The 25,474-nt window shown below is 67.1% G+C and carries 26 protein-coding genes; 13 read left to right on the top strand and 13 right to left on the bottom strand.

The features are described 5' to 3' along the window. Window positions 1-108 precede the first annotated feature (108 nt). Window positions 109-663: a DUF2889 domain-containing protein gene (locus tag CT3_RS07145; RefSeq protein ID WP_066535684.1), complete on the top strand. Its 555-nt coding sequence runs from the start codon at window positions 109-111 to the stop codon at window positions 661-663. Window positions 664-770: 107 nt separating this feature from the next. Here CT3_RS07145 and CT3_RS07140 read toward each other — a convergent pair whose 3' ends face one another. Further along, window positions 771-1,022 carry a VF530 family protein gene (locus CT3_RS07140; protein ID WP_066536230.1) on the bottom strand — a complete coding sequence of 84 codons (252 nt, stop codon included), beginning with the start codon at window positions 1,020-1,022 and terminating at the stop codon, window positions 771-773. A gap of 223 nt (window positions 1,023-1,245) precedes the next feature. Between CT3_RS07140 and CT3_RS07135 the strand changes: the two genes are divergently transcribed. Then, on the top strand, window positions 1,246-2,256 hold the full coding sequence (locus tag CT3_RS07135) for a Bug family tripartite tricarboxylate transporter substrate binding protein (protein ID WP_066535689.1): 1,011 nt from the start codon (window positions 1,246-1,248) through the stop codon (window positions 2,254-2,256). Between the two features lie 119 nt (window positions 2,257-2,375). Here CT3_RS07135 and CT3_RS07130 read toward each other — a convergent pair whose 3' ends face one another. After that, window positions 2,376-3,458, bottom strand: a complete 1,083-nt coding sequence (locus CT3_RS07130) for an MBL fold metallo-hydrolase (protein WP_066535692.1) — start codon at window positions 3,456-3,458, stop codon at window positions 2,376-2,378. 234 nt (window positions 3,459-3,692) lie between these two features. Next, entirely contained in the window at window positions 3,693-4,583 is an 891-nt protein-coding gene (locus tag CT3_RS07125; RefSeq protein WP_066535702.1) for a LysR family transcriptional regulator, read from the bottom strand. A gap of 112 nt (window positions 4,584-4,695) precedes the next feature. Between CT3_RS07125 and CT3_RS07120 the strand changes: the two genes are divergently transcribed. Beyond that, window positions 4,696-6,204, top strand: a complete 1,509-nt coding sequence (locus CT3_RS07120; protein WP_066535716.1) for an MFS transporter — start codon at window positions 4,696-4,698, stop codon at window positions 6,202-6,204. A gap of 86 nt (window positions 6,205-6,290) precedes the next feature. On the opposite strand, the gene CT3_RS07115 is transcribed toward CT3_RS07120, so the two are convergent. Beyond that, window positions 6,291-6,659 carry a SpoIIAA family protein gene (locus tag CT3_RS07115; RefSeq protein WP_066535723.1) on the bottom strand — a complete coding sequence of 123 codons (369 nt, stop codon included), beginning with the start codon at window positions 6,657-6,659 and terminating at the stop codon, window positions 6,291-6,293. A gap of 172 nt (window positions 6,660-6,831) precedes the next feature. Between CT3_RS07115 and CT3_RS07110 the strand changes: the two genes are divergently transcribed. Together CT3_RS07110 and CT3_RS07105 are read left to right on the top strand one after the other, a co-directional pair. Then, entirely contained in the window at window positions 6,832-7,155 is a 324-nt protein-coding gene (locus CT3_RS07110; RefSeq protein ID WP_083520399.1) for a tetratricopeptide repeat protein, read from the top strand. A 177-nt stretch (window positions 7,156-7,332) separates the two neighbouring features. Then, window positions 7,333-8,577: a multidrug effflux MFS transporter gene (locus CT3_RS07105; protein ID WP_066535728.1), complete on the top strand. Its 1,245-nt coding sequence runs from the start codon at window positions 7,333-7,335 to the stop codon at window positions 8,575-8,577. Window positions 8,578-8,645: 68 nt separating this feature from the next. Here the strand turns inward: CT3_RS07105 and CT3_RS07100 are convergent, their stop codons facing one another. Further along, window positions 8,646-9,620, bottom strand: coding sequence for a LysR family transcriptional regulator (locus tag CT3_RS07100; RefSeq protein WP_066535732.1), 975 nt, complete (start codon window positions 9,618-9,620; stop codon window positions 8,646-8,648). A gap of 91 nt (window positions 9,621-9,711) precedes the next feature. On the opposite strand from CT3_RS07100, the gene CT3_RS07095 reads away from it, so the two are divergent. The 3 genes from CT3_RS07095 to CT3_RS07085 are packed head-to-tail and all read left to right on the top strand — an operon-like array spanning window position 9,712 to window position 12,705. Beyond that, window positions 9,712-10,557 carry an ureidoglycolate lyase gene (locus CT3_RS07095; RefSeq protein WP_066535734.1) on the top strand — a complete coding sequence of 282 codons (846 nt, stop codon included), beginning with the start codon at window positions 9,712-9,714 and terminating at the stop codon, window positions 10,555-10,557. A gap of 10 nt (window positions 10,558-10,567) precedes the next feature. Then, on the top strand, window positions 10,568-11,320 hold the full coding sequence (locus tag CT3_RS07090) for an SDR family NAD(P)-dependent oxidoreductase (RefSeq protein ID WP_066536235.1): 753 nt from the start codon (window positions 10,568-10,570) through the stop codon (window positions 11,318-11,320). A gap of 59 nt (window positions 11,321-11,379) precedes the next feature. After that, a complete protein-coding gene (locus CT3_RS07085; RefSeq protein ID WP_066535739.1) occupies window positions 11,380-12,705 on the top strand; it encodes an MFS transporter in 1,326 nt (441 codons plus the stop codon). Between the two features lie 120 nt (window positions 12,706-12,825). On the opposite strand, the gene CT3_RS07080 is transcribed toward CT3_RS07085, so the two are convergent. The 4 genes from CT3_RS07080 to CT3_RS07065 all read right to left on the bottom strand — a co-directional run bounded on the left by CT3_RS07080 (window position 12,826) and on the right by CT3_RS07065 (window position 18,046). Beyond that, window positions 12,826-14,454 (bottom strand): DHA2 family efflux MFS transporter permease subunit, encoded by a 1,629-nt coding sequence (locus CT3_RS07080; RefSeq protein ID WP_066535742.1) that lies wholly within the window; start codon window positions 14,452-14,454, stop codon window positions 12,826-12,828. A 34-nt stretch (window positions 14,455-14,488) separates the two neighbouring features. Continuing rightward, window positions 14,489-15,772 (bottom strand): HlyD/EmrA/EmrK family protein, encoded by a 1,284-nt coding sequence (locus CT3_RS07075; RefSeq protein WP_066535745.1) that lies wholly within the window; start codon window positions 15,770-15,772, stop codon window positions 14,489-14,491. 122 nt (window positions 15,773-15,894) lie between these two features. Further along, complete coding sequence (locus CT3_RS07070) at window positions 15,895-17,373, bottom strand: efflux transporter outer membrane subunit (protein ID WP_066535747.1); 1,479 nt, start codon at window positions 17,371-17,373, stop codon at window positions 15,895-15,897. A gap of 52 nt (window positions 17,374-17,425) precedes the next feature. Further along, window positions 17,426-18,046 carry a MarR family winged helix-turn-helix transcriptional regulator gene (locus CT3_RS07065; RefSeq protein WP_066535751.1) on the bottom strand — a complete coding sequence of 207 codons (621 nt, stop codon included), beginning with the start codon at window positions 18,044-18,046 and terminating at the stop codon, window positions 17,426-17,428. 388 nt (window positions 18,047-18,434) lie between these two features. On the opposite strand from CT3_RS07065, the gene CT3_RS07060 reads away from it, so the two are divergent. The 5 genes from CT3_RS07060 to CT3_RS07040 all read left to right on the top strand — a co-directional run bounded on the left by CT3_RS07060 (window position 18,435) and on the right by CT3_RS07040 (window position 23,170). Next, window positions 18,435-19,205, top strand: a complete 771-nt coding sequence (locus CT3_RS07060) for an SDR family oxidoreductase (protein ID WP_066535754.1) — start codon at window positions 18,435-18,437, stop codon at window positions 19,203-19,205. A 191-nt stretch (window positions 19,206-19,396) separates the two neighbouring features. Next, window positions 19,397-20,536 (top strand): GTP 3',8-cyclase MoaA, encoded by a 1,140-nt coding sequence (moaA, locus tag CT3_RS07055; protein WP_066535759.1) that lies wholly within the window; start codon window positions 19,397-19,399, stop codon window positions 20,534-20,536. Window positions 20,537-20,806: 270 nt separating this feature from the next. Continuing rightward, complete coding sequence (gene mobA, locus CT3_RS07050) at window positions 20,807-21,499, top strand: molybdenum cofactor guanylyltransferase MobA (RefSeq protein ID WP_066535768.1); 693 nt, start codon at window positions 20,807-20,809, stop codon at window positions 21,497-21,499. Continuing rightward, the gene (gene moeA / locus CT3_RS07045; RefSeq protein ID WP_225608560.1) at window positions 21,499-22,809 is read left to right on the top strand and encodes a molybdopterin molybdotransferase MoeA; all 1,311 of its coding nucleotides are present in this window, start codon (window positions 21,499-21,501) and stop codon (window positions 22,807-22,809) included. Before mobA ends, moeA begins: the two co-directional genes overlap by 1 nt. A 31-nt stretch (window positions 22,810-22,840) precedes the next feature. Beyond that, on the top strand, window positions 22,841-23,170 hold the full coding sequence (locus tag CT3_RS07040) for a thioredoxin family protein (RefSeq protein WP_066535769.1): 330 nt from the start codon (window positions 22,841-22,843) through the stop codon (window positions 23,168-23,170). Between the two features lie 31 nt (window positions 23,171-23,201). On the opposite strand, the gene CT3_RS07035 is transcribed toward CT3_RS07040, so the two are convergent. The 4 genes from CT3_RS07035 to CT3_RS07020 all read right to left on the bottom strand — a co-directional run bounded on the left by CT3_RS07035 (window position 23,202) and on the right by CT3_RS07020 (window position 25,394). Further along, window positions 23,202-23,612 carry a hypothetical protein gene (locus tag CT3_RS07035; RefSeq protein WP_066535770.1) on the bottom strand — a complete coding sequence of 137 codons (411 nt, stop codon included), beginning with the start codon at window positions 23,610-23,612 and terminating at the stop codon, window positions 23,202-23,204. A gap of 109 nt (window positions 23,613-23,721) precedes the next feature. After that, the gene (locus tag CT3_RS07030) at window positions 23,722-24,024 is read right to left on the bottom strand and encodes a hypothetical protein (protein ID WP_066535772.1); all 303 of its coding nucleotides are present in this window, start codon (window positions 24,022-24,024) and stop codon (window positions 23,722-23,724) included. A 63-nt stretch (window positions 24,025-24,087) separates the two neighbouring features. Beyond that, window positions 24,088-24,738 carry a DUF2625 domain-containing protein gene (locus CT3_RS07025; RefSeq protein WP_066535774.1) on the bottom strand — a complete coding sequence of 217 codons (651 nt, stop codon included), beginning with the start codon at window positions 24,736-24,738 and terminating at the stop codon, window positions 24,088-24,090. Window positions 24,739-24,827: 89 nt separating this feature from the next. Continuing rightward, entirely contained in the window at window positions 24,828-25,394 is a 567-nt protein-coding gene (locus CT3_RS07020) for a nucleotidyltransferase family protein (protein WP_066535775.1), read from the bottom strand. Window positions 25,395-25,474: the final 80 nt, after the last annotated feature.

Raw genomic sequence — 25,474 nt, 5'->3', positions numbered from 1 at the left:
CAGATCAAATCAGGCTGTTGTGCGCCATCCGCACGCAGCAGCCGCCATCACGCTATCAAATTCATAAGACACGGCCTATGCAGCTGCGTTTTGACATCCACGCCCCACATGCCTTTGTCCGCACCCACGGTGGCCCGCACGCCCCAGCATATCCGCCGCATCCACTTCAACAGCTTTGTCCGTGAGGACGGGCTGTGGGACATCGAAGGCGAGCTGCTGGACACCAAGGCTGTCGATGTGCCCCGCGTCAACAGCCCCGGGATACGCAAGGCAGGCGACCCCATCCACCACATGTGGATCCGCGTCACCGTCAACACCCAGCTGGTGGTGCAGTCCATCGAAGCCGTGATGGATGCCCACCCCCTGGGTGGCTGCCCCGCCGCGCTGGAGGCCATGCAGAAGATGGTGGGCAGTTGCATGGCACGCGGCTGGCGCAAGTCGATCGAGACGCACCTGGGCACCATCGCCGGCTGCACCCACATGCGCGAGCTGCTGCAAAGCATGGCCACCGCCACCTTCCAGAGCATTGTCGGCGCCTTCACCACCGCCCCGGACACCCCGCCGCGCTATCTGGGCCAGTGCAAAGGCTGGGACTTTGACGGCCCCGGTGTGGCCGAGCACTTTCCACAGTTTGTGCATTTCCAGGCCAAGCCCAAGGCCTGAACCTGAAGCGGTTGTGCGCCGCAGCGCAGACGGTCTTCACCCCCAGGCTTGCGAGGCCACAACGCTGCCGGTGCAGCAGCGGCCACCGCACCGCAGAAGCGAAGGTGTCAGCGCTCCCCGTACCGCCGCTGCTCGCGCAACATGAACAGGTACAGCCCCTCCACCTTCTCCCGCGCCCAGGGCGTCTTGCGCAGAAAGCGCAGGCTGGACGTGATGCTGGGATCGACATTGAAGCAGCGCAGCTGGATGCGGTCGCCCAGGCCGGGCCAACCGTAGTAGTCCACCAGCTCGGTCACGATGCGCTCCAGCGTGATGCCGTGCAAGGGGTTGCGGGGTTGCTGCGCAGAGGGGGTCGTCATGGGCCGATTGTCGCGTACCGGCCGCCAGCCGGCCACGCCAGGGCCTTTGCGCACCGCATCCTGCAATGCGGGCAAATGCCTAGCACGCAGCGGCCCCTTGGGACCGCCCCACACCCTTGCCCCCACCAGGGCCGGCAGGCCGCAGGCGCGGCAGCAGCTTTTGTACACTGCTGCCCATTTTTGGAACGGGCCGCTGCCCCACCTGCGGCCACCGCACTGCACCATGCTCTCTCGTTTTGCACAGACCCGCCGGGCCCTGGGCGCTGTCCTGGCGCTGGGAACTCTGGGCACGCTGCCGCTTGCTGCGGCCCATGCGGCCCCGCCCACCCCTGCCTTCCCTGGCAAACCGGTGCGCATCATCACCCCCTTCCCCGTGGGGGGCGGCCCGGACGGTGTGGCCCGCCTGCTGGCTGATGGCCTGGCGCGCCGCTGGGGCCAGCCGGTGGTGGTGGAGAACCGCCCCGGCGGCAACGGCTTCATTGCCATTGATGCCTTCAAGCGCGCTCCACAGGACGGCAGCACGCTGATCGTGCTGGACGGCCTGCACCTGTCTGCCTACCCCAGCCTGTTCAAAAAACTGCCCTACGACCCGCAGCGCGACTTCATGCCGCTGATGGCGTTGTTCAAGACCTATTTTTTCATCACGGTTCCGCAGAACAGCCCCTACCCCTCGGTGGGCGCGCTGGTGGCCGATGCCCTGGCCCGTCCGGGCCAGCTGAACTACGGCTCCTGGTCGGTGGGCAACCCGGTGCACCTGGGGGTCGAACTGCTGGCCGCCCGCACCGGCGCCCGCATGCAGCATGTGGTGTTCAAGGAAACCTCGCAGCTCTATACCTCGGTGTCCACCGGCGATCTGCACTTCTCGCTGGGCAGCGCAGCCACTGCCGGCCCGCTGCAGCGCGCGGGCAAGCTGCGCTTTCTGGCGATTGCGGCGCCGCAGCGCTCACCCGATTTTCCGGATGTGCCCACTGTGGGGGAATCCGGTGGCCCGCAAGGGCTGGAAGTCTCGGGCTGGAACGCCCTGGTGGCCCCGGTCGGCCTGCCGCCCGCAGTGGCGGAGCAGATCCGCCAGGATGCGCAGGCCGCACTGGACACCCCCGAGGCGCGCGCCAAGTTCCAGAGCTTTGGCTACACGCCCTTTCCCGCCACCCGCAAACAGCTGGAACAGTTCATTGCCGCCGAGCACCAGCGCTTTGCCGAGGTGATCCGCCAGAGCCATATCAGCCTGGACTGAGCGCCCGTTCCGGGGGGCCCGACCCACCGCCCATCGCCCTGCACTCCACCCGCACAGGTCTGCGCCACCAGGGCCGCCCTGTGCATGGCCCCGCATGGGCGATGCACAGGGCCACCGTGTCACGCGGTACGGGGCTCCCCCTCCTCCACCGGCACCAGCGCCCGCCACCAGCGCTCGCCGGTATGGGGAGCGGCCAGGTCCAGCCGCTCGCCCATCAGCGGCGTGGCCACGGCAATGGCCTGGGCCTCGGCCAGGTCCACCACGCGCTCGAACGGGTCCCACCAGGCATGCATGGCCAGATTGAAAGTGCCGTTGTGGATGGGCAGCAGCCATTTGCCGCCCAGATCCTGATGGGCCTGCACGGTCTGCGCGGGGTGCATGTGCACATAGGGCCAGTGTTCGTTGTAGGCGCCGGTCTCCATCAGCGTCACATCGAAGGGGCCAAACTGCCGGCCTATCTGCCTGAAACCGTCAAAGTAGCCGCCATCGCCGCTGAAGAAGATGCGCAGCGGCTGCGTGCTTTCCAGGTCTTCGATCACCCAGGAGGCCCACAGCGTGTGGTTGCCGTCGCGCAGGCTGCGACCCGAAAAGTGCTGGGCCGGTGTGGCCGTGAAGCGCAGCCCGTCCACCTGCGTGCCCTGCCACCAGTCGTACTGCTGCACCTTGGCGGCCGGCACGCCCCATGCCACCAGCCGGTCCCCCACGCCCAAGGTGCAAATGAACAGATCGGTTTTGGCCGCCAGAATCCGCACCGTGGCGCGGTCCAGGTGGTCGTAATGGTCGTGCGACAACAGCACGCCGCGCAACGGTGGCAACTCCGCCAATGCAATGGGTGGTGCATGAAAGCGCTTGGGCCCGAAGAAGGCCAGCGGTGAGGCACGTTCGGCAAACACCGGGTCGGTGATCCACCAGCCCCCACGCAGCTTCATCAGCAAGGTGGAGTGGCCGATGCGGTAGAGGCTGCGCTCGGGCGCCACCTCCAGCTGGGCGCGCGTGAGCGGCTGCACCGGCAGTGGTGCCGCCGGCTCCGAGTTGCGCGGCTTGTTGAAAAAGAAATCCCACATCACCTTGGCGCCGGGTTGTGGACCCTGGGCAGGACGGGGGTGGATGTTGCGAAAGCGCCCGCCCGCAAACTGGGGCGATTGCGGGTAGGCCACAACCGGGCTGCGAAAGAAACGGGCCAAGGGATTGGAAAGTGGCATGGCGCGAAGGAGGTCAGAAGTCCACAGACTGCCACAGATGGGGGCATCGGCGGCGGGCACAAGCCCGAAGGTCAGCGGGTGAACGCCATGGCGCAGGCGTTCATGCCGAAAAGTGAGCTGACGAGGCTGTCTGCATGGGCCCCCATGCGTGATGTCTGCGCAAAGGTTTTCGGAGAAAAAACGGTTCACACCAGGGCCGACATGCCTTCCCGCGGCGCAACGCATTTTCTGCACTCAGGTGAACAGGCCCTGGCCCTCCGGCATCAGCACCTCGGCCATGCGCTGCTGGATCCACTGCGCAGTGGCATCCAGTACGGCGCCTTGCAGCGTCAGCATGCGCACGGCCAGCGGAGGCAGCAGCAGCTCGGGGCAATGCAGCACGGTCAGGCGCGAGATCCCCTCACCGTACTCGATGATGTTGCGCGGCAGGATGGCCCAGCCCAGGCCATCGGCCACCATGTCGGCCAGCACATAAAAGCTGTCCGAACGCCACACGCGGGGGCTGAGCACCAGCTCCTCCACGCCTTCGATGCACATCACCAACTGACGCTGCGCAGCCAGGGCCTGGCGGCTGACGCGGGACTGCCGGGCCAGCGGATGGTCGTGCGCCACACACACCATCTGCGGCACGCTGGCCACGGAGCGCTGGGCAAACTGTCCGCCGACCACCCCCCGGTCAAACTGAAAGCGCAGCTGGGCACGCTGGCTTTGCACGGCCAGCGCCACTTCGGCAGCCGTGCCGTTGAGCACCGTCAGCTCCAGCGCCGGATAGTGCTGGGCCAGTTCACGCAGCAACCGGGCGATCGGCGGGTACGGCAGCGCCTCGTCCAGCGCCATGCACAGCGTGGCGGTCTGGCCTGCGGCCAGTGCACGGGCCCGCAGCTCCAGCGCCTGGGCCTGGTGCAGCAGCGCGCGGGCTTCCAGCAGCATCACGCTGCCGGCCGGTGTGAGCTGCACGCTGCGGCCGGCACGGCTGAACAGCGCCACGCCCAGATCGGCCTCCAGCAAGCCCATGGCCATGCTCACGGCCGACTGCGCCCGGCCCAGGCGGCGTGCGGCCTGCGTCATCGAGCCGCATTCGGCCACGGCAACAAACTGGTTCAGGCGTTCAAGTGTCCATTCCATACATCAATTTTATTGATTGAATCAAACTTTTATAAATCAATTAATTGATGAATCATGCGGTCATTGCGCACCGGCAGAGCTGGAGCGCTGGCTGATACGCATTGGTTTTGTCATGGTTCTGTCTGTTTCCACTCCCCTCCACACCGCTCCCGCCGCGCGCCACCGCTGGCTGGTGCTGGGCATTGTGTCCGTGGCCCTGCTGCTGATCGTCATCGACATGACGGTGCTCTACACCGCCCTGCCCCGGCTGACACACGATCTGGCGGCCAGTGCCTCGGCCAAGCTGTGGATCATCAACATCTACGCGCTGGTCGTCTCGGGCCTGCTGCTGGGCATGGGCACGCTGGGCGACAAGCTGGGTCACAAGACGATGCTGCTGTCGGGCCTGGTGGTGTTTGGTGCGGCCTCGCTGCTGGCGGCGTTTGCACCCGACACCGGCGTGCTGATTGCCGCGCGTGCACTGCTGGGTGTGGGCGCCGCCATGATGATGCCGGCCACGCTGTCGGTGATCCGACTGAGCTTTGGCGATGACAAGGAACGTGCCCTGGCCATCGGTATCTGGGCCTCGGTGGCCTCGGGCGGCGCGGCCTTCGGGCCGGTGGTGGGCGGCGCGCTGCTGGAGCATTTCTGGTGGGGTTCGGTGTTCCTGATCAACGTGCCCATTGTGCTGGTCACGCTGCCCCTGGCCTGGCGCTATATCGCCCCCTCGCACGGCGACCGCCAGCGCCCCTGGGACGGCATTGCCAGCCTGCAGGTGATGGTGGGTCTGGTGGCCTGCACCTACGCCATCAAGGAGGCAGGCAAGGCCGTGCCGGACTGGGCCATGGCCCTGCTGGCGCTGCTGCTGGGCACGGCGTTTCTGGCCATCTTTGTGCACCGCCAGCGCCGCAGCGCCCACCCGCTGCTGGACCTGGAACTGTTCCGCAACCCGACGTTCAGCATGGCGGTGGTGGCTGCACTGACCTCGTCGGCTGCGCTGCTGGGCATGCAGCTGGTGTTCAGCCAGCGGCTGCAACTGGTGGCGGGCTATTCCCCCCTGGAGGCCGGCTGGGCCACGCTGCCCCTGCCGGTGGCGGCGTTTGTGGCCGGCCCCATTGCCGGGCGGCTGTTGCACCGCTGGGGCAGCCCGCTGCTGCTGGCGCGTGCGCTGCTGGTGGCCGGCCTGGGCATGGCCGCCTACTGGTGGGTGCACCTGGCCGCCACGCCATGGCAGGTGCTGAGCCTGGCGGTGCTGGGCTTTGGCGTAGGTGCGACGATGACAGCGGCGTCGGCCACCATCCTGATGAGCGTCGCGCCCGAACGCGCGGGCATGGCGGCTTCGGTGGAAGAGGTGTCGTACGAGCTGGGTGGCGCCCTGGGCGTGACGCTGATGGGCAGCATGCTCTCGGCGGTCTACGCCCACAGTCTGGCACTCCCGGCAGTGGCCGGTGCCTTGCCCGCCAGTGTGCGCGACAGCCTGGACGAAGCACTGCTGGCTGCCGAAGGCCTGCCCGCGGCCGTTGCGCAGCCGCTGGTGCACGCCGCCCACACGGCCTTTGACCAGGGCTTTACCGCGGTGCTGATCAGCGCCTCGGCGTTGCTAGTGGCAGCCGCCGCGCTGGTGCGCTGGCGCATGCGCTGAGCACGCCTGCGCGTGGCTGCGTGCCTTCTTCCTTCAGGACGGCTGCAGCCCAGCCCACCCGCCGCCAAGGCATTTCCGCCCGGCCATCATGACGCCGCTTGCAGCCACTGCATTGCCAGCCGTTCATCGGCCAGCGGAAAACGCCGCACCTCGGCCGAAGTGAAATGCTCGGCCAGAAACTCGCCCAGGCCCGCCACCGCACTGTCGGTCACCAGGGCTATGCGCTCCACCCGCTTGTGGTGCGCGTGCACAAAGTGCATGTGGGCGCTGAACCCGGCCCAGTTCTCCCAGCCGGGAAACTCGGCCGCCCGCACCAGCACCCCATTCAGCCGGGCGTGGCCCATCAGATAGGCATCCACCTCGGTCCGCAGCCGCTCAAAGTCCTGCTCGGTCAGCGGGCCGCTGGGGTGCAGGCGCAAAATGCCTTCGGGCTTCATCAAGGTGAACGTGAGCATGGCAGCGCTCCTGGAGTCGCAGACCTTCACTGTACGGCGGACTGGCCGCGCCTGCAGTGCCTGCACTGCCATCGATGGTTTAGGACACCGATGGCAGCCCCTACACCGCGTGCGTTTGCTGCACCGCAGGCAAGATGGTGTCCAGCGCATGCATTGCGCGAGGGACTGGACCATGAACCCCATGACACAACGCCTGCAGGCTCTGCTGGATGCCGGCAAGGAAACCGCACTGCTGCGCTACACGCTGGGCAAAGCCGCCCTGGACGACGCACAACCCGCCACTGCGCTGGAGCACCTGCTGCGCGCCACCACACTGGATCCGCACTATTCCGTGGCCTGGAAGCTGCTGGGCAAGACCCAGCTGGCGCTAGGCGATCCAGCCGCCGCGCGCCAGGCCTGGGAGCACGGCCTGGCCTGCGCCCAGGACAAGGGCGATGCCCAGGTGGTGAAAGAGCTGGGGGTGTTCCTGAAACGGCTGGACAAACAGCAGGGTTGAGTGCGGTACAAAGCGCCTGCAAGCGCATCGCCATCAACATCGGCAGCGGCATGTGCATGCCATCCGGCCCCTTCGTGCCACCAGCTGCGCCATCTACGCGCTCCCAGCAGACGCAGCCAGCCCATCCAGTGCCCTTTCCGCACAGCAACCTCGCCCATCCGCGACAATCCCGCCCCTATGTCTGATTTGCCCGTTTCGAACCCTGCTTCCTCATCTGCCCCTGCTTCCGCCCTGCGCCTGGTCTTGATCCTCGGCCTGCTCTCGGCCATCGGGCCGTTTGCCATCGATATGTACCTGCCGGCGCTGCCGCAGATCGGCGCCAGCCTGAACGCGCCGGTATCGGCCGTGCAGGCCAGCCTGACGGCCTTCTTTTTGGCGCTGGGCGTGGGCCAGCCACTGTTCGGTTCGCTGGCCGATCTGTGGGGCCGCAAAAAGCCGCTGTACCTGGGCCTGGCCATCTTTGTGCTGGCCAGCATCGGCTGCGCGCTGGCGCAGGACATTCAGACCCTGGTGGTGCTGCGCTTCATCCAGGGTCTGGGCGCGGCAGCCGGCATGGCGATTCCCCGCGCCGTGGTGCGGGACCTGCACACCGGCCACGAGGCGGCACGCATGATGTCGCTGCTGATGCTGGTATTCAGCGTCTCGCCCATCCTGGCACCGCTGGCCGGCAGTGCGGTGATTGGGCTGGGCGGCTGGCGCTGGGTGTTCTGGGCGGTCACTGCGGCCGCGGTACTGGGCATGCTGGCCATGGTGCGCGGCCTGCCCGAAACCCGTGGCCCAGCGGCACGCGGCGACAGCCAGCTGGCCGACACGTTCCGCGCCTATGCGCTGCTGCTGCGTGACACGCACTACCTGGGTCTGGTCTTCATCGGGGCCTGCGCCATGGCGGGCTTTTTCGTCTACCTGGCCGGCTCGCCCTTTGTGCTGATCAACCACTACGGTCTCTCCACCACGCAGTACAGCATGGCGTTTGCACTGAATGCCGTGGCCTTCATCGGTGCCGCACAGTTCACCGGCGCGCTGGGCCAGCGCTTCGGCCTGGCCACCGTGGTCAAGCTGGCCGCCAGCGCCAGCGGTGTGGTCATGGTTGCACTGCTGACCTATTACCTGCTGGGCGGCGACCAGTTGGCGGTACTGATGGCGCTGTACTTCATTGCCAGCGCCTTCATGGGTCTGGTGATTCCCACCACCTCCGTGCTGGCCCTGGAAGAGCATGGCGCCATTGCCGGCGCCGCGTCGGCCCTGCTGGGCACGCTGCAGATGCTCATGGGCGCCATCGCCATGCAACTGGTGGGCCTGTTCTCCACCGGCAAGCCCCTGCCCATGGTGGTGGGCATGGCCACCGGCGCGCTGTGCGGCGTGGCGCTGACCTGGATCACGCTGGGGACTGCACGCGGCCGCCAGACAGCCCAGGCACAGTGAGCCCGGCAGCACCACGCCAGCGTGGTGCTGCGATCACGGGCCGGTGTCCCCCAGGCTCCAGGCGGTCTTCAGGCCGACAGGGCCTGCCTGCGGATACAGGCCTTCAGCGCGGTCAGTGCCGCGGACTCCGGCGCCCCGACCCGGGTCACCAGGCCGTAAGGCTCCGCATTGGCATGCACCTTCAGGTCCAGCCGTGCCAGCGTCTGCCGGGCCTCGAAAAACTGCAGGGTCTCCAGCGACATCAGGGCCACCATGTCGGGGCTTTTGTTCAGCAACAGCGCCGTGGCGAATGTCGATGAGGTCTCCACCGGCCTGAACGCCAGCACCACCCCATTGCTGGCCGCCTCGCGCTCCAGCAGGGTGCGCAGCGGCATGTGGCCGGGAAACAGAATCCATGGGTACTGCGCCACCTGTTCCCAGCCGACATCCGGAGTGCGGCTGAGCGCATGCATGGGCGAGACCGCCACTGCCACCTCTTCCTCGCGCAGCCATTCGAAATGGAAGATATCGGTGCGCCGGGCCACCGATGTCCGGCACAGCGCCAGGTCCAGCACCCCGCTTTGCAGACCTTCCAGCAGGTCGGCACTGGTGCCCTCCTGCAGCTCGACCGTCACGTCCGGGTGCAGCCTGTGAAAGGCAATCAGGGCATTGGCCAGCACGGCTGCCAATGCGCCCGCAATCGTGCCCACGGCAATGCGCACACCGGAAGTGCGGGACATGCCCAGCAGCTCCTTGTGCATGTGCGCCAGGCTGGACAGCATCAGGCGCGCATACCGGATGGCACAGCGCCCCATATCGGTCGGCACCAGGCCCTGCGGGGTGCGGGCAAACAAGGTGACGCCGATCGCTTCTTCTATTTCGCGCAGGGCCTTGCTCACGCCCGGCTGCGACATGTGCAGCAGCACGGCGGCCTGGTGCACCGAGCCCATGTCTTCGATGGCGATGAGCAGCTTGAGCTGTTTGAACTTGAGCCGGCCGCCCATGGCATGCAGGCTGGCCAGTTGCTGCGCCACATCCTGCTCGGGTTTCTCCGGAGATTCCATTTTGTTCTACCTGGACCTGTGTTCCGCATGCGCGCGCCTGCTGGCGACTCCTAGACTGCGCAGCGTCGAATGAATTACTTGGAGACGTTGTATGAAGTTGTTGCGTTATGGCCCAGCCGGTGCGGAGAAGCCAGGAGTTTTGGACCCGGAAGGTCGCATCCGGGACATCTCCAGCCTGACGGCGGACATTGACGGGAAATTCCTGGCCAGCGCCGCCGTGGCCCAGCTGGCGGCCATGGACCTCACCACCCTGCCGCTGGTGGCCGGCCAGCCACGCCTTGGTGCCTGTGTGGGTCAGATCGGCAAGTTCATCTGCATCGGCCTGAACTATGCCGACCATGCTGCCGAATCGAACATGCCCATCCCCCAGGAGCCCGTGGTCTTCAACAAATGGACCTCGGCCGTTGTCGGCCCCAATGACGACGTCAAGATTCCGCGCGGCTCGGTCAAGACCGACTGGGAAGTGGAGCTGGGCATCGTCATCGGCAAAACCGCGTCCTACATCGACGCCAGCCAGGCCATGGAACACGTGGCGGGCTACTGCGTGGTCAACGATGTGTCGGAACGCGAATACCAGATCGAGCGCGGAGGCACCTGGGACAAGGGCAAGGGTTGCGACACCTTCGGCCCCACCGGGCCCTGGCTGGTCACCCGGGACGAGGTGCCGGATCCGCACCAGCTGCGGCTGTGGCTGGAAGTCGATGGCCACCGCTACCAGGACGGCAGCACCGCTACGATGATTTTCAAGGTGCCCGAAATCATTGCCTACCTCAGCCGCTTCATGACGCTGCACCCCGGCGATGTCATCTCCACCGGCACCCCGCCCGGCGTCGGCATGGGCATCAAGCCAGCACCGGTGTACCTGCGCGCAGGCCAGACCATGCGCCTGGGCATCGACGGCCTGGGTGAACAGCAACAGCGCGTGATTGCCGCGTAAGGAGATGAACATGAACCAGTACGACTTCGCAGGCAAGGTGGCAGTGGTCACCGGCGGCGCCCAAGGGATTGGCCTGTCCGTGGTGGAGCGGCTTCTCGACGGCGGTGCGGCTGTGGCCATCTGGGACCGCGACCCCCACGCCCTGCAGGCAGCACAGCAGAAGCTGCAGGCCCAAGGCACCGTGCACACCGTCGTCACCGACATCACGAACATGGCCAGCGTGGAGCAGGCCAGCGCCGACACCACGGCCGCCCTGGGACCGGTGTCCATCCTGGTGAACAGTGCCGGCATTGCGGGCGCCAACGCCCCCACGGTCGACTACCCGGATACGGAATGGGACCAGGTGATCAAGGTGAACCTGCATGGCACGTTCAACGTCAACAAGGTGCTGCTCAAGGGCATGGTGAGCCAGGGCTATGGCCGGGTGGTGAACGTGGCATCCATTGCCGGCAAGGAAGGCAACCCGAATGCCTGTGCCTACAGTGCCTCCAAGGCCGGCGTCATCGCGCTGACCAAGAGCATCGGCAAGGAAACCGCAGGCCAGAACATCTCGGTCAACGCCATCACGCCGGCAGCGGCCCGAACCAAGATCTTCGACCAGATGTCGCAGCAGCACATCGACTACATGCTCTCCAAGATTCCCCGGGGCCGCTTCGTCCAGGTCGACGAGATTGCATCGCTGGTGGGCTGGCTGGTGAGCGCGGAAAACTCGTTCACCACGGGCGCGGTCTTCGATCTCTCCGGCGGCCGGGCGACCTACTGAGCGCACTGACAACGCCGCAGCATAGCGGCGTGTTCCATCAATAAAAAAGGAGACAAGCTATGAGCACAACACTGCACGTAGAAAGTGGGTTGAGCACCGGGGAAGTTTCACGCGAGAAGGAGATCTACGGCAAGGTCTTCTGGCGCTTCATCCCCCTGCTCGTGATTTGCTGGGTCATGGCCTACCTGGACCGTGTGAACATCAGCTTTGCCAAGCTGCAGATGCAAAGCGAGCTGGGCTTTTCGGATGCGGTCTATGGCCTGGGCGCCAGCATCTTCTTCATCGGCTACTTCCTGTTCGAAGTGCCCAGCAACATGATCCTGCACCGGGTAGGTGCCCGCATCTGGATCATGCGCATCATGGTGACCTGGGGCATTGCCTCGGCCTGCACCATGTTCGTCACCAGCGAGATGGGGTTCTACTTCATCCGCTTTCTGGTCGGCGCCCTGGAAGCGGGGTTTGTGCCAGGCGCCCTGTACTATTTCACCAAGTGGTTTCCCGCTCAGCGCCGCGGCCGCATCAACACCATCTTCATGTCCGGCATCGCCTTCTGCGGCATCATCGGCGGCCCCATTTCGGGCGGCATCATGAAGTTCACGGATGGCGCCCTGGGCCTGCATGGCTGGCAGTGGCTGTTCCTGCTGGAAGGCCTGCCTTCCATCGTGCTGGGCATCATCGTCTGGTTCCACCTGGACGATGAAATCGAGCATGCCAAGTGGCTCAACGCCAGCGACCGGCAGTTCTGGAGCAGCATGGTCAGCCGCGACGCCAAGAAGGCAGACACCCACCACTTCGGCGCGGCCCTGCGCGAACCCGCAACCTATATCCTGTCGATCATCTATCTGTGCCTGGCCGGCGGCATCTATGGCCTGGTGTTCTGGATGCCGCAGCTCATCAAGACCGCGGGCACACAGGACACGTTTGCCATCGGCCTGATCTCGGCCATTCCCTACCTGGTGGCCGGCGTGACCATGATCCTGCTGGGCAAGAACTCCGACCGCACCGGCGAACGCCGCTGGCACCTGGCATTGACAGCCTTGCTCGGTGGCGTGGGTTATTTCATCTGCGGCACCTACAGCGAACACACGGTGGCGCTGCTGTTCGGGCTGACGCTGGCGGCCACGGGGGTGATCTCCGCCATCGGTCTGTTCTGGGTCTTTCCCCAGCGTTTTCTGACCGGCATGGCCGCCGCCGCCGGGATTGCCCTGATCAACTCCATCGGCCAGCTGGGCGGACTGATCAGCCCCTATATGGTGGGCAAGGTAAAGGACGTCACCGGCAGCGCATCCATGGGCCTGTACGCCCTGGCTGCAGCGCTGGTGGTGAGCTTCGTCATCATTGCCTGGGGTCTGCCCCAGCGTTTCTACGAGCGCACCCGCAGCTGACATTCCGCCCCACAAAAAAGCCCGCCGTATCTACGGCGGGCTTTTTTTCATGGGGAAACTGCAAGGAAAATGGCAGTGACAGCGACTCGCCACAATCCACAGAAGCCTGCCCTCACCCGCTCAGTGCGCCCCTCCGGCATCGGCGGCACCGGCATGGCCTACCGGACGCTTGGTCAGCCAGATCAGCACGATCAGCACCAGGAACAGCATGGACGACGCCCAGAAGATGTCGTTGGCCGCCAGCGTGAACGCCTGCTGGTCGATCAGCCGGTTGATCTGCGCCAGGGCCTGCTCCTGTGTCATGCCGGCAGCCTGCAGCTGGTTCAGCGTGATCGCGAAGGTCCCCTGGCCCTGTACCAGCGTTTCCGTCAGGTGGGCATGGTGCATGGTGGCGCGGCTGTCCCACAGCGTGGTGGCGATCGACGTGCCCATGGCGCCCGCAGTGATGCGCACAAAGTTGGACAGGCCGGCCGCCGCCGGGATGCGGTCCGGCGTCAGCCCGCTGAGCGTGATGGTGGTCAGCGGGATGAAGAAGAAGGCCATGGCCACACCCTGGATCAGGGTGGGAATCAGGATGTGGAAGAAGTCCGTCTCGATGGTGAAGTGCGAACGCATCCACAGCACCGTGGCAAACACCACGAACGCACCCGTGGCCATCCAGCGCGGATCCCAGCTGCCCACTTTCTTGCCCACCAGCGGGGTCAGCACAATGGCCAGAATGCCCACCGGGGCCAGCGCCATGCCGGCGGTCGTGCTGGTGTAGCCCAGCCACTGCTGCAGCCACAGCGGCAGCAGCACCACATTGCCGAAGAACACTCCGTAGGCAATCGACAGCGCCAGCGAGCCAGCGGCAAAGTTGCGCCGCATGAACAGACGCAGCTCCACCACCGGGTGGGCGTCGGTCAGTTCCCAGACCACGAACACCACAAAGCTGACCAGCGCCACCACGGCCATGGTGATGATCTCGCCCGATGCGAACCAGTCCAGCTCCTTGCCCTTGTCCAGCATCAGCTGCAGCGCACCGACCCACAGCACCAGCAGGGACAGGCCCACGGTATCGATGGGCAGCTTGCGCGTGGCCGTCTCGCGGCTGCGGTAGATGTTCCAGGTCAGCAGTGCCGACAGCAGGCCCACCGGCACATTGATGTAGAAGATCCACGGCCAGGAAATGTTGTCGGTGATCCAGCCGCCCAGCAGCGGCCCCACCACCGGCGCCACCAGCGTGGTCATGCCCCACAGCGCCAGCGCCGTGCCGGCCCGCGAAGGCGGGTAGCTGGACAGCAGCAGCGTCTGCGACAGCGGAATCATGGGTCCGGCCACCAGGCCCTGCAGCACGCGGAACAGCACCAGCGTTTCCAGCGATCCGGCAAAACCGCACAGCCAGGACGTCAGCACGAACAGCAGCACGCTCATGGTGAACAGCCGCACCGCGCCAAAGCGCTGGGTGAGCCAGCCGGTCAGCGGCACGCTGATGGCGTTGGCCACACCGAAGCTGGTGATCACCCAGGTGCCCTGGCTCGGGCTGACGCCCACATCGCCCGAGATGGCCGGAATGGCCACGTTGGCGATGGACGAGTCGAGCACGTTCATGAACGTGGCCAGCGACAGGGCCACCGTGCCCAGCACCAGTTGCGCGCCCTTGAGCGGCGCCGGCCGCGCAGGCATGGCCGGCGGGCTGGGTGGCACGGGCGGAAGAGAAGGCAGCGCCCCCGGGCTATCGCCGGGTGCTGCCGTAGAAGAAGAAGTCATACGCGGATCCGCTCCAGTTCAGGTACCGGGCGGCTTACTGCGCAGCCTTGTCTGCCGCCGAGGCCGCGGCGGACACGGCCACCGGAGCGGGCAATTGCTGCAGTGCAGGCACGCTTTGTCCGGCGATGATGCGGGCGATGCGCTCCTCCGTCTGCGGCAAGGCGGCGTCATACACCGCCGTCTGTGCCACCGGCTCGGCGCGCGGGGTCGAGGCCAGGGCCGTGCCATCACGGTCCCGCACATCCACCTTGGCCTCCATCGACAGGCCCACCCGCAGCGGATGGGAGGCCAGGTCTTCGGGGCTCAGGCTGATGCGCACCGGCACGCGCTGCACCACCTTGATCCAGTTACCCGAGGCGTTCTGCGCCGGCAGCAGCGAGAAGGCAGCACCCGTGCCGGCGCCCAGGCCCACCACGGTGCCGTGGTAGACGGTCTTGTCGCCATAGACATCGGCCGTCAGCTCGGTCTTCTGGCCAATGCGCAGATCGGCCAGCTGGCTTTCCTTGAAGTTGGCATCCACCCACAGCTGGTGCAGGCCCACCACCGTCATCAGCGGTGCGCCAGCGGCCACGCGCTGGCCCAGTTGCACGCCGCGCTTGGCGACATAGCCTTCCACCGGAGCCACCAGGCGGGTGCGCTGCAACGCCAGCGCGGCTTCGCGCACCTTGGCTGCGGCGGCCAGCACGCTGGGGTGGGCCTCGGCCGTGCTGCCCTGGGTCTGGGCTTCGGCGGCCACCAGCTGTGCCTTGGCGGCGCGCACGGCGGCTTCGGCTGCCACCACGGCATTGCTGGCGGTCTTGAACACGCTCTGGGCATGGTCAAACTCTTCCTTGCCGACGGCGCCCGTGGCCGTCAGTGGCCGGCGACGCTCCACGTCGTCCCTGGCACGGCCCAGATCGGCCTGCAGGCGCAGCAGATCGGCTTCGCGCTGGGCCACCTGGGCTGCCAGCGGGGCATTGTTGGCATACAGCGTGCGCACCTGGCGCACGGTCTGGGCCAGCTGCGATTCGGCCTGGGCCAGGGCCACCAGGGCGTCGGCGGTGTCGAGCTGCACCAGCACCTGGCCGGGCTTGACGTAATCGGTGTCGTCCGCGCCAATGCTGATCACGGTCCCGCCCACCTGGGGCGTGATCTGCACCACATTGCCCGCCACATAGGCGTTGTCGGTGGTCTGGTAGTTGCGGGCCACCATCCAGTGCCAGCCGCCCCATGCCACGGCGGCCACGGCCACGGCGGCCGCCACGATGGTCAGGCCTTTGCGGCGGCCCTGGGGATTGGCAGCGGGCGCTGCGGCGGGAGTGTTCTTGCTATCGGTCATGATGTTCGGCGCTTTGTTATGTCGGTAAGTGGTTTTGCGCCCCGGGCCGTCTGCACAGCAGCGTGCCCGGGAAAAATCGGTGAAAGTGGATGGCGCGCGTGGCGCGCCGGTTCATCCCGGGATCATTTCTGGCTCAGTTGCACGCGGGCGGTGTCGTCCTGCCAGCCACCGCCCAGCGCCTGCATCAGCGCAATGCGGGTGTCCAGTTCACGGGCACGCAGGTCCACGGCCAGGCGGCGCTGGGCAATCACCTGGTTTTCGGTGTTCAGCACCACCACCTGACCGGTCAGACCGGCCTGGTAGCGCTGCACGGCAAAGTCATAGGCGCGTTCGGCCTTGGCCAGCGATTCGGCCTGCAACTGCTGCTGGCGCTCCAGCGATTGCATGGACGCCACGGCATCGCCTGCGCCCTTGACCGCATCCAGCACCACGCCGTTGTACTGGGCGATGGCGCTGTCCAGATCGGCCTGCTTGCCGCGCAGCTGGGCGCGCAGGCGCTTGCCATCGAAAATCGGCAACCGCAGCGCGGGCGTCACGCCCAGCTGGCGCGAACTGCCCTGGAACACCTGGTCCAGCCCGACGGCCGACAGGCCCACAAACGCCGTCAGGTTCACATCCGGATAGAACTCGGCCTTGGCGCTGTCAATGCCGCGCGTGGCGGCTTCCACGCGCCAGCGGGCCGCCACCACATCCGGGCGGCGGCCCAGCAGATCGCCCCCCAGCACCGTGGGTACCGCCTGCAGCTGCAGGGCTGCCAGCTGCGGCGCCAGGGCCTGCTGGGCATCGGGCGCCTGGCCGCACAGCACGGCAATGGTGCGGCGTGCCAGCGTGATCTGCTCATCCAGCATTTCCACCTGGGTGCGGGCATCGGGCAGGCCCGCCTGGGCCTGGGTCAGTTCCACTTGGCTGTCCAGACCGGCGCGGGTGCGCTGCTGGCTCAGGTCCAGCAAGGCCTGGCGTTGCACCAGCGTCCGCTGGGCCACATCGCGCTGGGCCAGCAAGCGGGCCAGCCCCACATAGCTGCGTGCGACCTGGCCTGCCAGCTGGGTGGCGGCGGCCGCACGGTCGGCCTGGGCCGCACGGGCCTGGCCCAGGGCTGCATCCAGCTCGGCGCGGTGCTTGCCAAAGAAATCCGGATTCCAGCCCAGGCCCAGCTGCACGTTGCCGCTGTTGTAGGTGTGGCCGGCAATGGGCGCCGGGATCATGCCGTTGGCGCTGTAGTGCTGGCGGGTCGCATCGGTAGTGAAGCTGCCGCGCACATCGGTGGCGCTGCTGGTGGCCGTGGCCAGCGCCAGGGCCTTGTCCAGGCGGGTCTGGCTCGCGGCCAGGCTGGGGTTGTCCTGCAGGGCCAAGGCCACCAGCTGGTTGAGCTGAGCATCGCCCAGCGCACCCCACCACTGAGCAGCGGGCAAGGCGGCCTCGGTGGTGGCGTCCGCAGCGGAGCGGGCCTGCAGCCCCAGTGCGTCAGGGGCCAGCGTGGCCAGCGGGGCGTAGGCCGGCCCCTGGGAAGCGCAACCGGCCAGGACCAGGGCGGCGGCGCCCAGCGACAGCCCGGCAGCCAGGCGGTGCAGCGGGGGCGCTGCAAAACGGTGTGAAGACATGGTGGATGGATCCAAGGTCAAACAAGGCTGCAAGGGCTGCAGCCGAAAAGCGTCAGGATTCGGGCGTCGCCTCTGCGCCCGCAGGTGGTGGGGACGGAGGGCGTGCTGCCGGGGATGGCGAGGACGACGCAGAAGGCGCGACGGGTGCGGCGGCCCCTCCCCGCAGTGCATCGCCGTTGAGCAGCATGCGCTGCAGCATGGACACCAGCTGGCGGCATTCCGCATCGCTGAAACCCGCCAGATGGGCGTTGAGCACATCGCACAGCACCTCGGGCACCTGGGTGGCCACGGCGCGGCCCTGTTCGGTCAGCACCAGTTCCACACGGCGGCGGTCGGTGGTGGAGCGCTCGCGCCGCAGCAGACCTTTGGCCTCGATGCGGTCCAGTGCACGGGTGACGGAGGCCGGGTCCATGCCCAGATCACGCGCCAGGCAGGTGCTGCGGGTGTCGCTGTTGAGCAGCAGCTTGTACAGCGGCAGCCACTGCACATAGGTCAGGTCATGCTCGGCCAGCTGCGCATCGGCCTGCTGCAGGACGGAGCTGAGCACGCGGCGCATCAGAAAACCGGCGCTCTCCCAAGGCTGGTAGCTGCCGGGCCGGTAAAAGGCGGCCGGGGGCTGCACGGCACCAGGTTCCGGGCCGTGCGCCTGGGGGTCGTCAGGGGAAAGTGACATGGTCGAAATTTAATTGACTAAGCAATAATTGGCTGTGCAATGTATTCCAAATTGCAGAACACCGCCTGTCACCCATGCAGCCGCAGGGGGCATGGCGACCTGGCAAACGCCTGGAACGCTCCCGAAATCAGAGCTATGGATCTAGGCTGGCATGGCATCACCGTGATATCAGATGCCCCGTCAACAGACCTCCAGAGCCGCGCGGCACAGACCCTGCTGTCACCATGCCGCGACAGCACCTCGCCATTGGCAGCTGCGGCGCACCAGGTGCAACAGCCTTGCCCGTGTTTTCCCTGGCCTGTCGCGCGTGCTGCCACCGGACACGCACCGCGCTTTCCATAATGGGTGGCACACCCTTCCCCCACCCCAGCTTCAGGAGACACCCCGTATGCGCGCAGCAGGCAAATCCACCATCGTCACCGGCGCCGGCAATGGCATTGGGGAAGGCATTGCCCGGCGCCTGGCCGCCGAAGGCGCATGCGTGGTCGTCAACGACATTGATGCAACCAAGGGCGAAGCCGTGGCCGCCAGCATCCGTGCCAGCGGAGGACAGGCGCAGTTCGTACAGGCCGACATGACGCGCCATGCCGATGTTCAGGCCCTGACCGCACGCACGCTGGAGCTGTTCGGCCGGCTGGATGTGTGGATCAACAACGCCGGCTGGACCCACCGCAACCGCCCGATGCTGGAAGTCAGTGAGGAAGAGTTCGACCGGGTGTATGCCGTCAACATGAAAAGCATCTACCTTTCGGCCATCCACGGCGTGCCCGCCATGCGTGCCAACCCACAGGGCAGCAGCGGCTGCTTCATCAACATTGCGTCCACCGCCGGGATCCGCCCGCGCCCGGGACTGACCTGGTACAACGGCTCCAAGGGGGCTGTCATCACCACCAGCAAGTCGATGGCGGCCGAACTGGGACCGGATGGCATCCGTGTGAACTGCATCAACCCGGTCTTCAACCCCGACACCGGCCTGGCCGCCGAGTTTGCCGGAGGCCCGGTCGACGAGTCCCGGCGCGCCCGGTTTCTAGCCACCATTCCGCTGGGCCGCTTTTCCACCGCGCTGGATGTGGCCAATGCCGCGCTGTACCTGGCCAGCGACGAGGCGGCGTTCATCAGCGGCGTCTGCATCGAGGTGGATGGCGCCCGGTGTGTCTGACGCCCGGCGGTGAAACAGCCCGCGCCCTGGATTTGCGCAGGCAGGCGGTTTTTCCGCTGTTGCGGCGAGGCGGTCCAGGGGTCGCCCGACACGACGCCCTCTTGATGCACATCAAGCACGCACGGCGCGCCCCGCGCTCCATGCCCCAACACCCACAAGGCATACCCCCTTAGAGGCACAATCGCACCCCTATGTCCGACCGAGTGATTCCTGTGCTGGACCAGCGCGCCGCGCCGCTGCAGCCCCGCATCCCCACTGCCCTGCCCACCGCTACCGGTGTACTGCAGGATGGACTCGGCCGCCCCTTGCATGACCTGCGTATCAGCGTGACGGACCGCTGCAACTTCCGCTGCGCCTACTGCATGCCCAAGGAGATCTTCGACAAGGACTACCAGTACTACCTGCCGCATTCGGCCCTGCTGTCCTTTGAGGAAATCACCCGTCTGTCCCAAGTGTTTGTGCAGCACGGGGTGCGCAAGCTGCGCCTGACCGGGGGCGAGCCGCTGCTGCGCAAGCATGTGGAAAACCTGATCGCCCAGCTGGCCGGGCTGCGCACGCCCGACGGCCAGCCCCTGGACCTGACATTGACCACCAACGGCTCCTTGCTGCGCCGCAAGGCCCAGGTGCTGAAAGACGCCGGCCTGCAGCGTGTGACCGTGAGCCTGGACGGGCTGGACGACGCGGTCTTTCGCCGCATGAACGATGTGGACTTCCCCGTGGCCGAAGTGCTGGACGGCATCGCTGCCGCGCAGCAGGCCGGGCTGCAGCACATCAAGGTGAACATGGTGGTCAAGCGCGGCACCAATGAAGACCAGATCCTGCCCATGGCGCGGCATTTTCGCGGCACGGGCGTGACGCTGCGCTTTATCGAATACATGGATGTGGGCGCCACCAACGGCTGGTGCATGGATGAAGTCCTGCCCTCGGCCGAGGTCATCGCCCTGCTGCAGCGCGAGCTGCCCCTGGTGCCGCTGGAAGCGACTGCCCCCGGCGAAACCGCCCAGCGCTGGGGCTATGTCGGCGCCGACGGCCGCCACGACCCAGCCTTGGGCGAAGTGGGCGTGATCAGCAGCGTGACCCAGGCTTTCTGCCACGAATGCAGCCGCGCCCGCCTGTCCACCGAAGGCCAGCTCTACACCTGCCTGTTTGCCGACCAGGGCTGGGATCTGCGCACCCTGCTGCGCAACGGCAGCAGCGACGCGCAGCTGTCTGCGGCTGTAGCCGACATCTGGCAAGGCCGCACGGACCGCTATTCCGAGCTGCGCAGCCAGCTGCCGCCTTCGGAAGCGGCGCCCCGCCGGCGGATTGAAATGAGCTACATCGGGGGTTGAGCCCTGAAGCACCGGGTGGCCCCTGAACAGCGGACGGCCGCAGCGCCAGTCAGCGGCGTTTAGCTAGGGTCTCCGGCAGACAGCACATCGGTTGCTGGAGACGTGGGCAGATTGGGGCAGGGCCGAACGCCGCAGTGAAATCCCCGCCATGGACACCACACCCCTGGGGCCTGACCGCCCGAAGCGCTGCGGCCCTGCCGCTACACTTGGCGCCAAATCAGCCTCACTTGCCTGCTGCAGGGGAGCAGGCAGCTATATTTTTTGAAGAACATGATCGCTACTTCCGACATCACCGGCATGGTGCTGGCCGGCGGCCGTGGCAGCCGCATGGGCGGCGTGGACAAGGGCTTGCAGCCGTTTGCCGGCCAGCCGCTGGCCCGGCACGCGCTGCAGCGCCTGGCGCCCCAGGTCGGGCCGCTGCTGGTCAACGCCAACCGCCATCTCGAGACCTACCGTGCCTGGGGCGTGGAGGTGGTGGTCGACACCGAGGCCGACTACCCCGGCCCCCTGGCAGGCTTTCTGGCCGGCCTGCTGCATTGCCGCACCCCCTGGCTGCTGGCCGTGCCTTGCGATACGCCCCGCTTCCCGGCCGACCTGGCCGCGCGCCTGGTGGCCGCAGCCGAAGCCGCACAGGCCCCGCTGGCCCTGGCGCACGCGCCGGATACCGAGCCGGCAGCACCCCATGCGGACGCCGCCAGCGCAGCGACAGCCATCCATGCCCCACCTCTGCGTGCCCAGCCCGCTTTCTGCCTGATACACACCAGCCTGCTCGCCAGCCTGCAGCAGTTCGTCAGCGCAGGCGGTCGCAAGATCGACCGCTGGACCGCGCTGCACCCGCTGGCCGTGGCCTGCTTCGACCAGCCGGGCGACGACCCGCTGGCCTTTGCCAATGCCAACTCCCTGCAGGAGCTGCATGCCCTGGAAGGGCTGCACGCCGCCGTACCGAAGATGGAGAACCGCTGATGTCCCCCTCCTGGATGACCCAACTGCTGACCCGGATTGGCGCGGATGCCGGCGCCATGCAGGTAAACCAGGTCCACACCCTGCTGCGCGCCCTGGCCCAGCCCGTGGCAGAGACCGAGTCGCTGCCGCTGCAACAGGCGCTGGGCCGCGTGCTGGCAGCCGATGTCCTGTCCCCCGTCGATGTACCGCCGCACGACAACGCCGCCATGGACGGCTATGCCTTTGCCGGCCAGTGGCTGGCCACGGCCGAACCGCTGGCGCTGCCCGTTGCGGGGACCGTGCTGGCCGGCCAGCCCTGGACGGGGGATATTCCGGCTGGCCATGCGCTGCGCATCATGACGGGTGCCATGCTGCCGCCGGGGCTGGACACCGTTGTGCCGTTTGAGCTGTGCCAATTGGAAGGCACTGCGGATGCGGCAGCGCCCACCGTGCGCTTTGCCAGCGCCGGACTGCGCCCCGGCGCCAACCGCCGCCAGCGCGGCGAGGAACTGGCCACAGGCGCCACCGCCCTGCCTGCCGGCACCCGCCTGGGTCCTGCCGAGCTGGGCCTGGCCGCCGGCCTGGGCCTGGCCCAGCTGACCGTGCGCCGCCGCCTGCGCGTGGCCCTGTTTTCCACCGGCGATGAGCTGCTGCAACCGGGCGAAGCGGCCCGCACCGGCGCCATCTACGACAGCAACCGCTTTGCACTGGCCGCGGCACTGCAGCAACTGGGCTGCACCGTGCACGACTTGGGCGCTGTGCGCGACGAGCCTGCCGCACTGCGCGCGGCGCTGCAGCACGCCGCACAGGATGCCGATGTCATCCTGACCAGCGGCGGCGTCAGCAGCGGCGACGCCGACCATACCCAGACCCTGCTGGCCGAGCTGGGCGATGTGGCTTTCCTGCGCATCGCCATGCGCCCCGGCCGCCCACTGGCCGTCGGCCGCATGCACCGGGCAGACGGTCGCCCTGGCGCGTTGCTGCTGGGCCTGCCCGGCAACCCGGTTGCCACCCTCCTCAGCTTTGCGCTGCTGGCTCGCCCCGCGCTGCTGCAGGCCATGGGCATGGATGCCGAGCGTGCCACGCCAGCGTTGGTGCAGGTTCCGCTGGCTGTGCCGCTGCGCAAGCGTGCCGGCCGCACCGAATTCGTCCGTGCCACCCTGCACACCAATGCCCAGGGCCAGGTCGAGGCCCGCCCCACCGGCAACCAGAGCTCGGCCATGCTCAGCAGCCTGGTGCAGGCCGACGCCCTGCTGCTGCTGGACCACCACCAGGGCGATCTGGCGGCAGCAACCCTGGTCAACGCGCTGCCACTGCACGGCCTGCTATAAAAGCTGCATTCTTTTTGCAGTCAACGCATCCATGGCCTACACCGATACCGCCACCCTGCCAGAGCCCATCGCCGAGGCTGTGCAAGCCCTGCCCGGCCTGGTGCTGCTGGAGTTCGGCACCGATTGGTGTCCCCACTGCCTGGGCGCGCAGGACGCCATCCGCAAGGTGCTGGCACCGCGAGACGACATCCAGCACATCAAGGTGGAAGACGGCCCCGGCCGCCGCCTGGGACGCCTGTTCCGCGTCAAGCTCTGGCCCACGCTGGTGCTGCTGCAGGACGGCCAGGAAATCCGCAGGACCGTGCGGCCACAGGGCGCACAGGCTGAAGCGGCGGTGCGGATGGTGGTGGAGGCCGCCTGAAACGGAACCCGCTACCGCGCGGCAATGCCGGTCAGGTGGGGCTGGCGCGGGGGACAGAGACGGCGATGGATGGCGCTGGGGACTGGCACACCGCCACCGTCCACTGCGCATAACGCTGCACATAGGGGCGGCTGCTGGTCAGTGCGCGTTCCGCAGCGGCCAGGGTGCGTTGCCGGTCCAGATGCCGTGCCAGGCGCAGCTGGTCCTTGAACTGTTCGGCGAACGCTCCGGTCTGCAGCCGTAGAAGAATGCTGGACAGCAGCTGTGTGCGCTGGCTGCGCCCCAGCGGGCAGTGCTTCAGGCGGCGGCAGACCATTGCCCGGGCCCGGCCATGCCACAGTCCCCGGGTGTCCGCCAGCACAAACGCTATGCACCTGTCCACCGCCAGCACATCCTGCACCAGCAGCCTGTCCGCCAGCGCGCGCAGCTCCTGTTTGCTCAACAGGCCAAAGGCCGCTTGGGGCGGCAGGGAGATGGGGAAGGAAGGAAGGAAGGAAGGAAGGAAGGAAGGAAGGAAGGAAGCGAAAGCGGGCTGCGCATGGGCTGTGCGCCTAATCGCCGCGCAGGATCTGGATCACATGCTCGGGGCCGAACGCCACCTGCAGGCCAGGCGCCAGGGCTTGCGTGCAATACGGCTGGTTGTCGAGCGTGCCCAGATAGCCCGCACCCTGGCGGGCCTGGACGATCACCCACATGCGCTCCACGTTCTCCCCTGCCTCGTGGGTGATGCGAAAGACCAGCTTGGCAAAGTCGCCCACATTCAACCCGGCCCGCATCTCGCCAGGCGGCAGATAGAAAGTGTCCGGCGCCTGCGCATGCAAGGTTTCGCCGTTGTCGAGTGTGTAACTGACCATCGTCGTCTCAGTGTGGTTCCATGGCGGTGCAAGGTGCTGCCGAGGCCTGCCCGGCTCCCTGCCTCACGGGCTGCTGCAGGCCTGCGTCCCGCCTTGGCACATGAAAGCGTAATGCTCCGCCACGGGCGTGGGCCGGCGTGCGCTGGTGTGCACCGAACCCTGGGCAGTGAACAGAAAAGGATAGAAACCCATGCAACTGTCGGCATCCAGCGCCGCCACATCGGCCTGCCAGCCCTCCCAGCGCAAATCGCGGTAGAAGTCGCACAGACGGCTGGAAAAAGCCCACTGCATGAACGCCGTGTGCCCCATCTCCAGCGCTTCCCAGGCGAGGGTGTCCGGTGCCAGATAGTAGATGCCTCCCCGGTCCGCCCCCAGCGCACCGCCGTTGATGGCGAAGAAGCCGCCCACGGCATCATCGCCCACCAACAGAAAGCCATCGCCGCGCGACTGGTTCCATGCCGCCAGATCGCGCGACAGCCGGGGATGACCCGAACCCAGCAGGCGCAGCCAGCCCCCATCGACCAGCACGCCGCCGGTGCCATGGGCCATGGCCCCCAGCGGCGAACGCGTCGTCACCTGCAGCGCCAGCAGCACCGCATCGCATGCGGCCGAGGGCGGCAACAGCTCCACGGGCAGCTCCGCATCCCGGGCCCACGCCGTGATCAGCGGCAACGCCGACTCGGCATGGTTCAACAGCTCGTGCAGCGCCCGCATGCGCCCTCCTTCACCGGTTCAGCATCCATGCGCGCCATTCTGGCACGGGGAAATCGTCAGCCATGCGGCCAAGCGCGCGCCACAGCCACTCAGCATGCTGCCTCCACCGTCAGCCATGGCCAGCGTTCCTGGTAGCTGCGTACCTTGTCGGCAAACATGGCAGGCTGGTGGTTCAGGGGATTGATCCGCAGCACATTGCGCTGCAGATCGTCCAGTCCGTGGGTGCTATACAGCACGCCGGTGGCAACGTCCACCCCGATGCAGGTGGAGCAGATCAGGTAGCGGTCGATGCCATCGGTGGCCCGGTGCAGCGGCGCGTAGCTGGCGCCGAATTTCTGGGCATACCACAGGTGCACACGGGCCTGGTTGCGCACCTCCACATGCACGCCCAGGCGCTGGCATGCCTGGCGCACGCGCGCAATGACGCGGTCTTCGGCCTCCCAGGACAGATCGTCGTCAAAGTAGATGACGTCATAGTCCTTGATGCCCCACTGGGGCGGGCGGCCGGATTGCAGGTTCCACACCGTCTGGAACAGGCAGCCCGCAGTCAGCATGCCCTGCGGCAGCTCCAGCGTGGGCAGCAACGCCAGCAAGGCACGGTTGGCGGGGTTTTCCATGGCCAGCGCCACCAGGGTCTCCCTGCTAAGGGCTTGCATTACTTGTCGTTCGTCGAAGGTAGGCACAGCAGCCCGGCCGCACTTCCCGTACGACGGGGTGCAACAAGCGTATCGCGCGC

Source organism: Comamonas terrigena NBRC 13299, from assembly GCF_006740045.1.
In the GTDB taxonomy this organism is placed as follows: Bacteria; Pseudomonadota; Gammaproteobacteria; order Burkholderiales; family Burkholderiaceae_C; genus Comamonas; species Comamonas terrigena.
This window is presented reverse-complemented; position numbering and strand designations above follow the sequence as displayed.

Bases quoted from the DNA above. Each gene is read 5' to 3' on its own strand.
- CT3_RS07145 (WP_066535684.1), top strand. From the start codon at position 109: ATGCCTTTGTCCGCACCCACGGTGGCCCGCACGCCCCAGCATATCCGC.
- CT3_RS07140 (WP_066536230.1), bottom strand. From the start codon at position 1,022: ATGACGACCCCCTCTGCGCAGCAACCCCGCAACCCCTTGCACGGCATC.
- CT3_RS07135 (WP_066535689.1), top strand. From the start codon at position 1,246: ATGCTCTCTCGTTTTGCACAGACCCGCCGGGCCCTGGGCGCTGTCCTG.
- CT3_RS07130 (WP_066535692.1), bottom strand. From the start codon at position 3,458: ATGCCACTTTCCAATCCCTTGGCCCGTTTCTTTCGCAGCCCGGTTGTG.
- CT3_RS07125 (WP_066535702.1), bottom strand. From the start codon at position 4,583: ATGGAATGGACACTTGAACGCCTGAACCAGTTTGTTGCCGTGGCCGAA.
- CT3_RS07120 (WP_066535716.1), top strand. From the start codon at position 4,696: ATGGTTCTGTCTGTTTCCACTCCCCTCCACACCGCTCCCGCCGCGCGC.
- CT3_RS07115 (WP_066535723.1), bottom strand. From the start codon at position 6,659: ATGCTCACGTTCACCTTGATGAAGCCCGAAGGCATTTTGCGCCTGCAC.
- CT3_RS07110 (WP_083520399.1), top strand. From the start codon at position 6,832: ATGAACCCCATGACACAACGCCTGCAGGCTCTGCTGGATGCCGGCAAG.
- CT3_RS07105 (WP_066535728.1), top strand. From the start codon at position 7,333: ATGTCTGATTTGCCCGTTTCGAACCCTGCTTCCTCATCTGCCCCTGCT.
- CT3_RS07100 (WP_066535732.1), bottom strand. From the start codon at position 9,620: ATGGAATCTCCGGAGAAACCCGAGCAGGATGTGGCGCAGCAACTGGCC.
- CT3_RS07095 (WP_066535734.1), top strand. From the start codon at position 9,712: ATGAAGTTGTTGCGTTATGGCCCAGCCGGTGCGGAGAAGCCAGGAGTT.
- CT3_RS07090 (WP_066536235.1), top strand. From the start codon at position 10,568: ATGAACCAGTACGACTTCGCAGGCAAGGTGGCAGTGGTCACCGGCGGC.
- CT3_RS07085 (WP_066535739.1), top strand. From the start codon at position 11,380: ATGAGCACAACACTGCACGTAGAAAGTGGGTTGAGCACCGGGGAAGTT.
- CT3_RS07080 (WP_066535742.1), bottom strand. From the start codon at position 14,454: ATGACTTCTTCTTCTACGGCAGCACCCGGCGATAGCCCGGGGGCGCTG.
- CT3_RS07075 (WP_066535745.1), bottom strand. From the start codon at position 15,772: ATGACCGATAGCAAGAACACTCCCGCCGCAGCGCCCGCTGCCAATCCC.
- CT3_RS07070 (WP_066535747.1), bottom strand. From the start codon at position 17,373: ATGTCTTCACACCGTTTTGCAGCGCCCCCGCTGCACCGCCTGGCTGCC.
- CT3_RS07065 (WP_066535751.1), bottom strand. From the start codon at position 18,046: ATGTCACTTTCCCCTGACGACCCCCAGGCGCACGGCCCGGAACCTGGT.
- CT3_RS07060 (WP_066535754.1), top strand. From the start codon at position 18,435: ATGCGCGCAGCAGGCAAATCCACCATCGTCACCGGCGCCGGCAATGGC.
- moaA (WP_066535759.1), top strand. From the start codon at position 19,397: ATGTCCGACCGAGTGATTCCTGTGCTGGACCAGCGCGCCGCGCCGCTG.
- mobA (WP_066535768.1), top strand. From the start codon at position 20,807: ATGATCGCTACTTCCGACATCACCGGCATGGTGCTGGCCGGCGGCCGT.
- moeA (WP_225608560.1), top strand. From the start codon at position 21,499: ATGTCCCCCTCCTGGATGACCCAACTGCTGACCCGGATTGGCGCGGAT.
- CT3_RS07040 (WP_066535769.1), top strand. From the start codon at position 22,841: ATGGCCTACACCGATACCGCCACCCTGCCAGAGCCCATCGCCGAGGCT.
- CT3_RS07030 (WP_066535772.1), bottom strand. From the start codon at position 24,024: ATGGTCAGTTACACACTCGACAACGGCGAAACCTTGCATGCGCAGGCG.
- CT3_RS07025 (WP_066535774.1), bottom strand. From the start codon at position 24,738: ATGCGGGCGCTGCACGAGCTGTTGAACCATGCCGAGTCGGCGTTGCCG.
- CT3_RS07020 (WP_066535775.1), bottom strand. From the start codon at position 25,394: ATGCAAGCCCTTAGCAGGGAGACCCTGGTGGCGCTGGCCATGGAAAAC.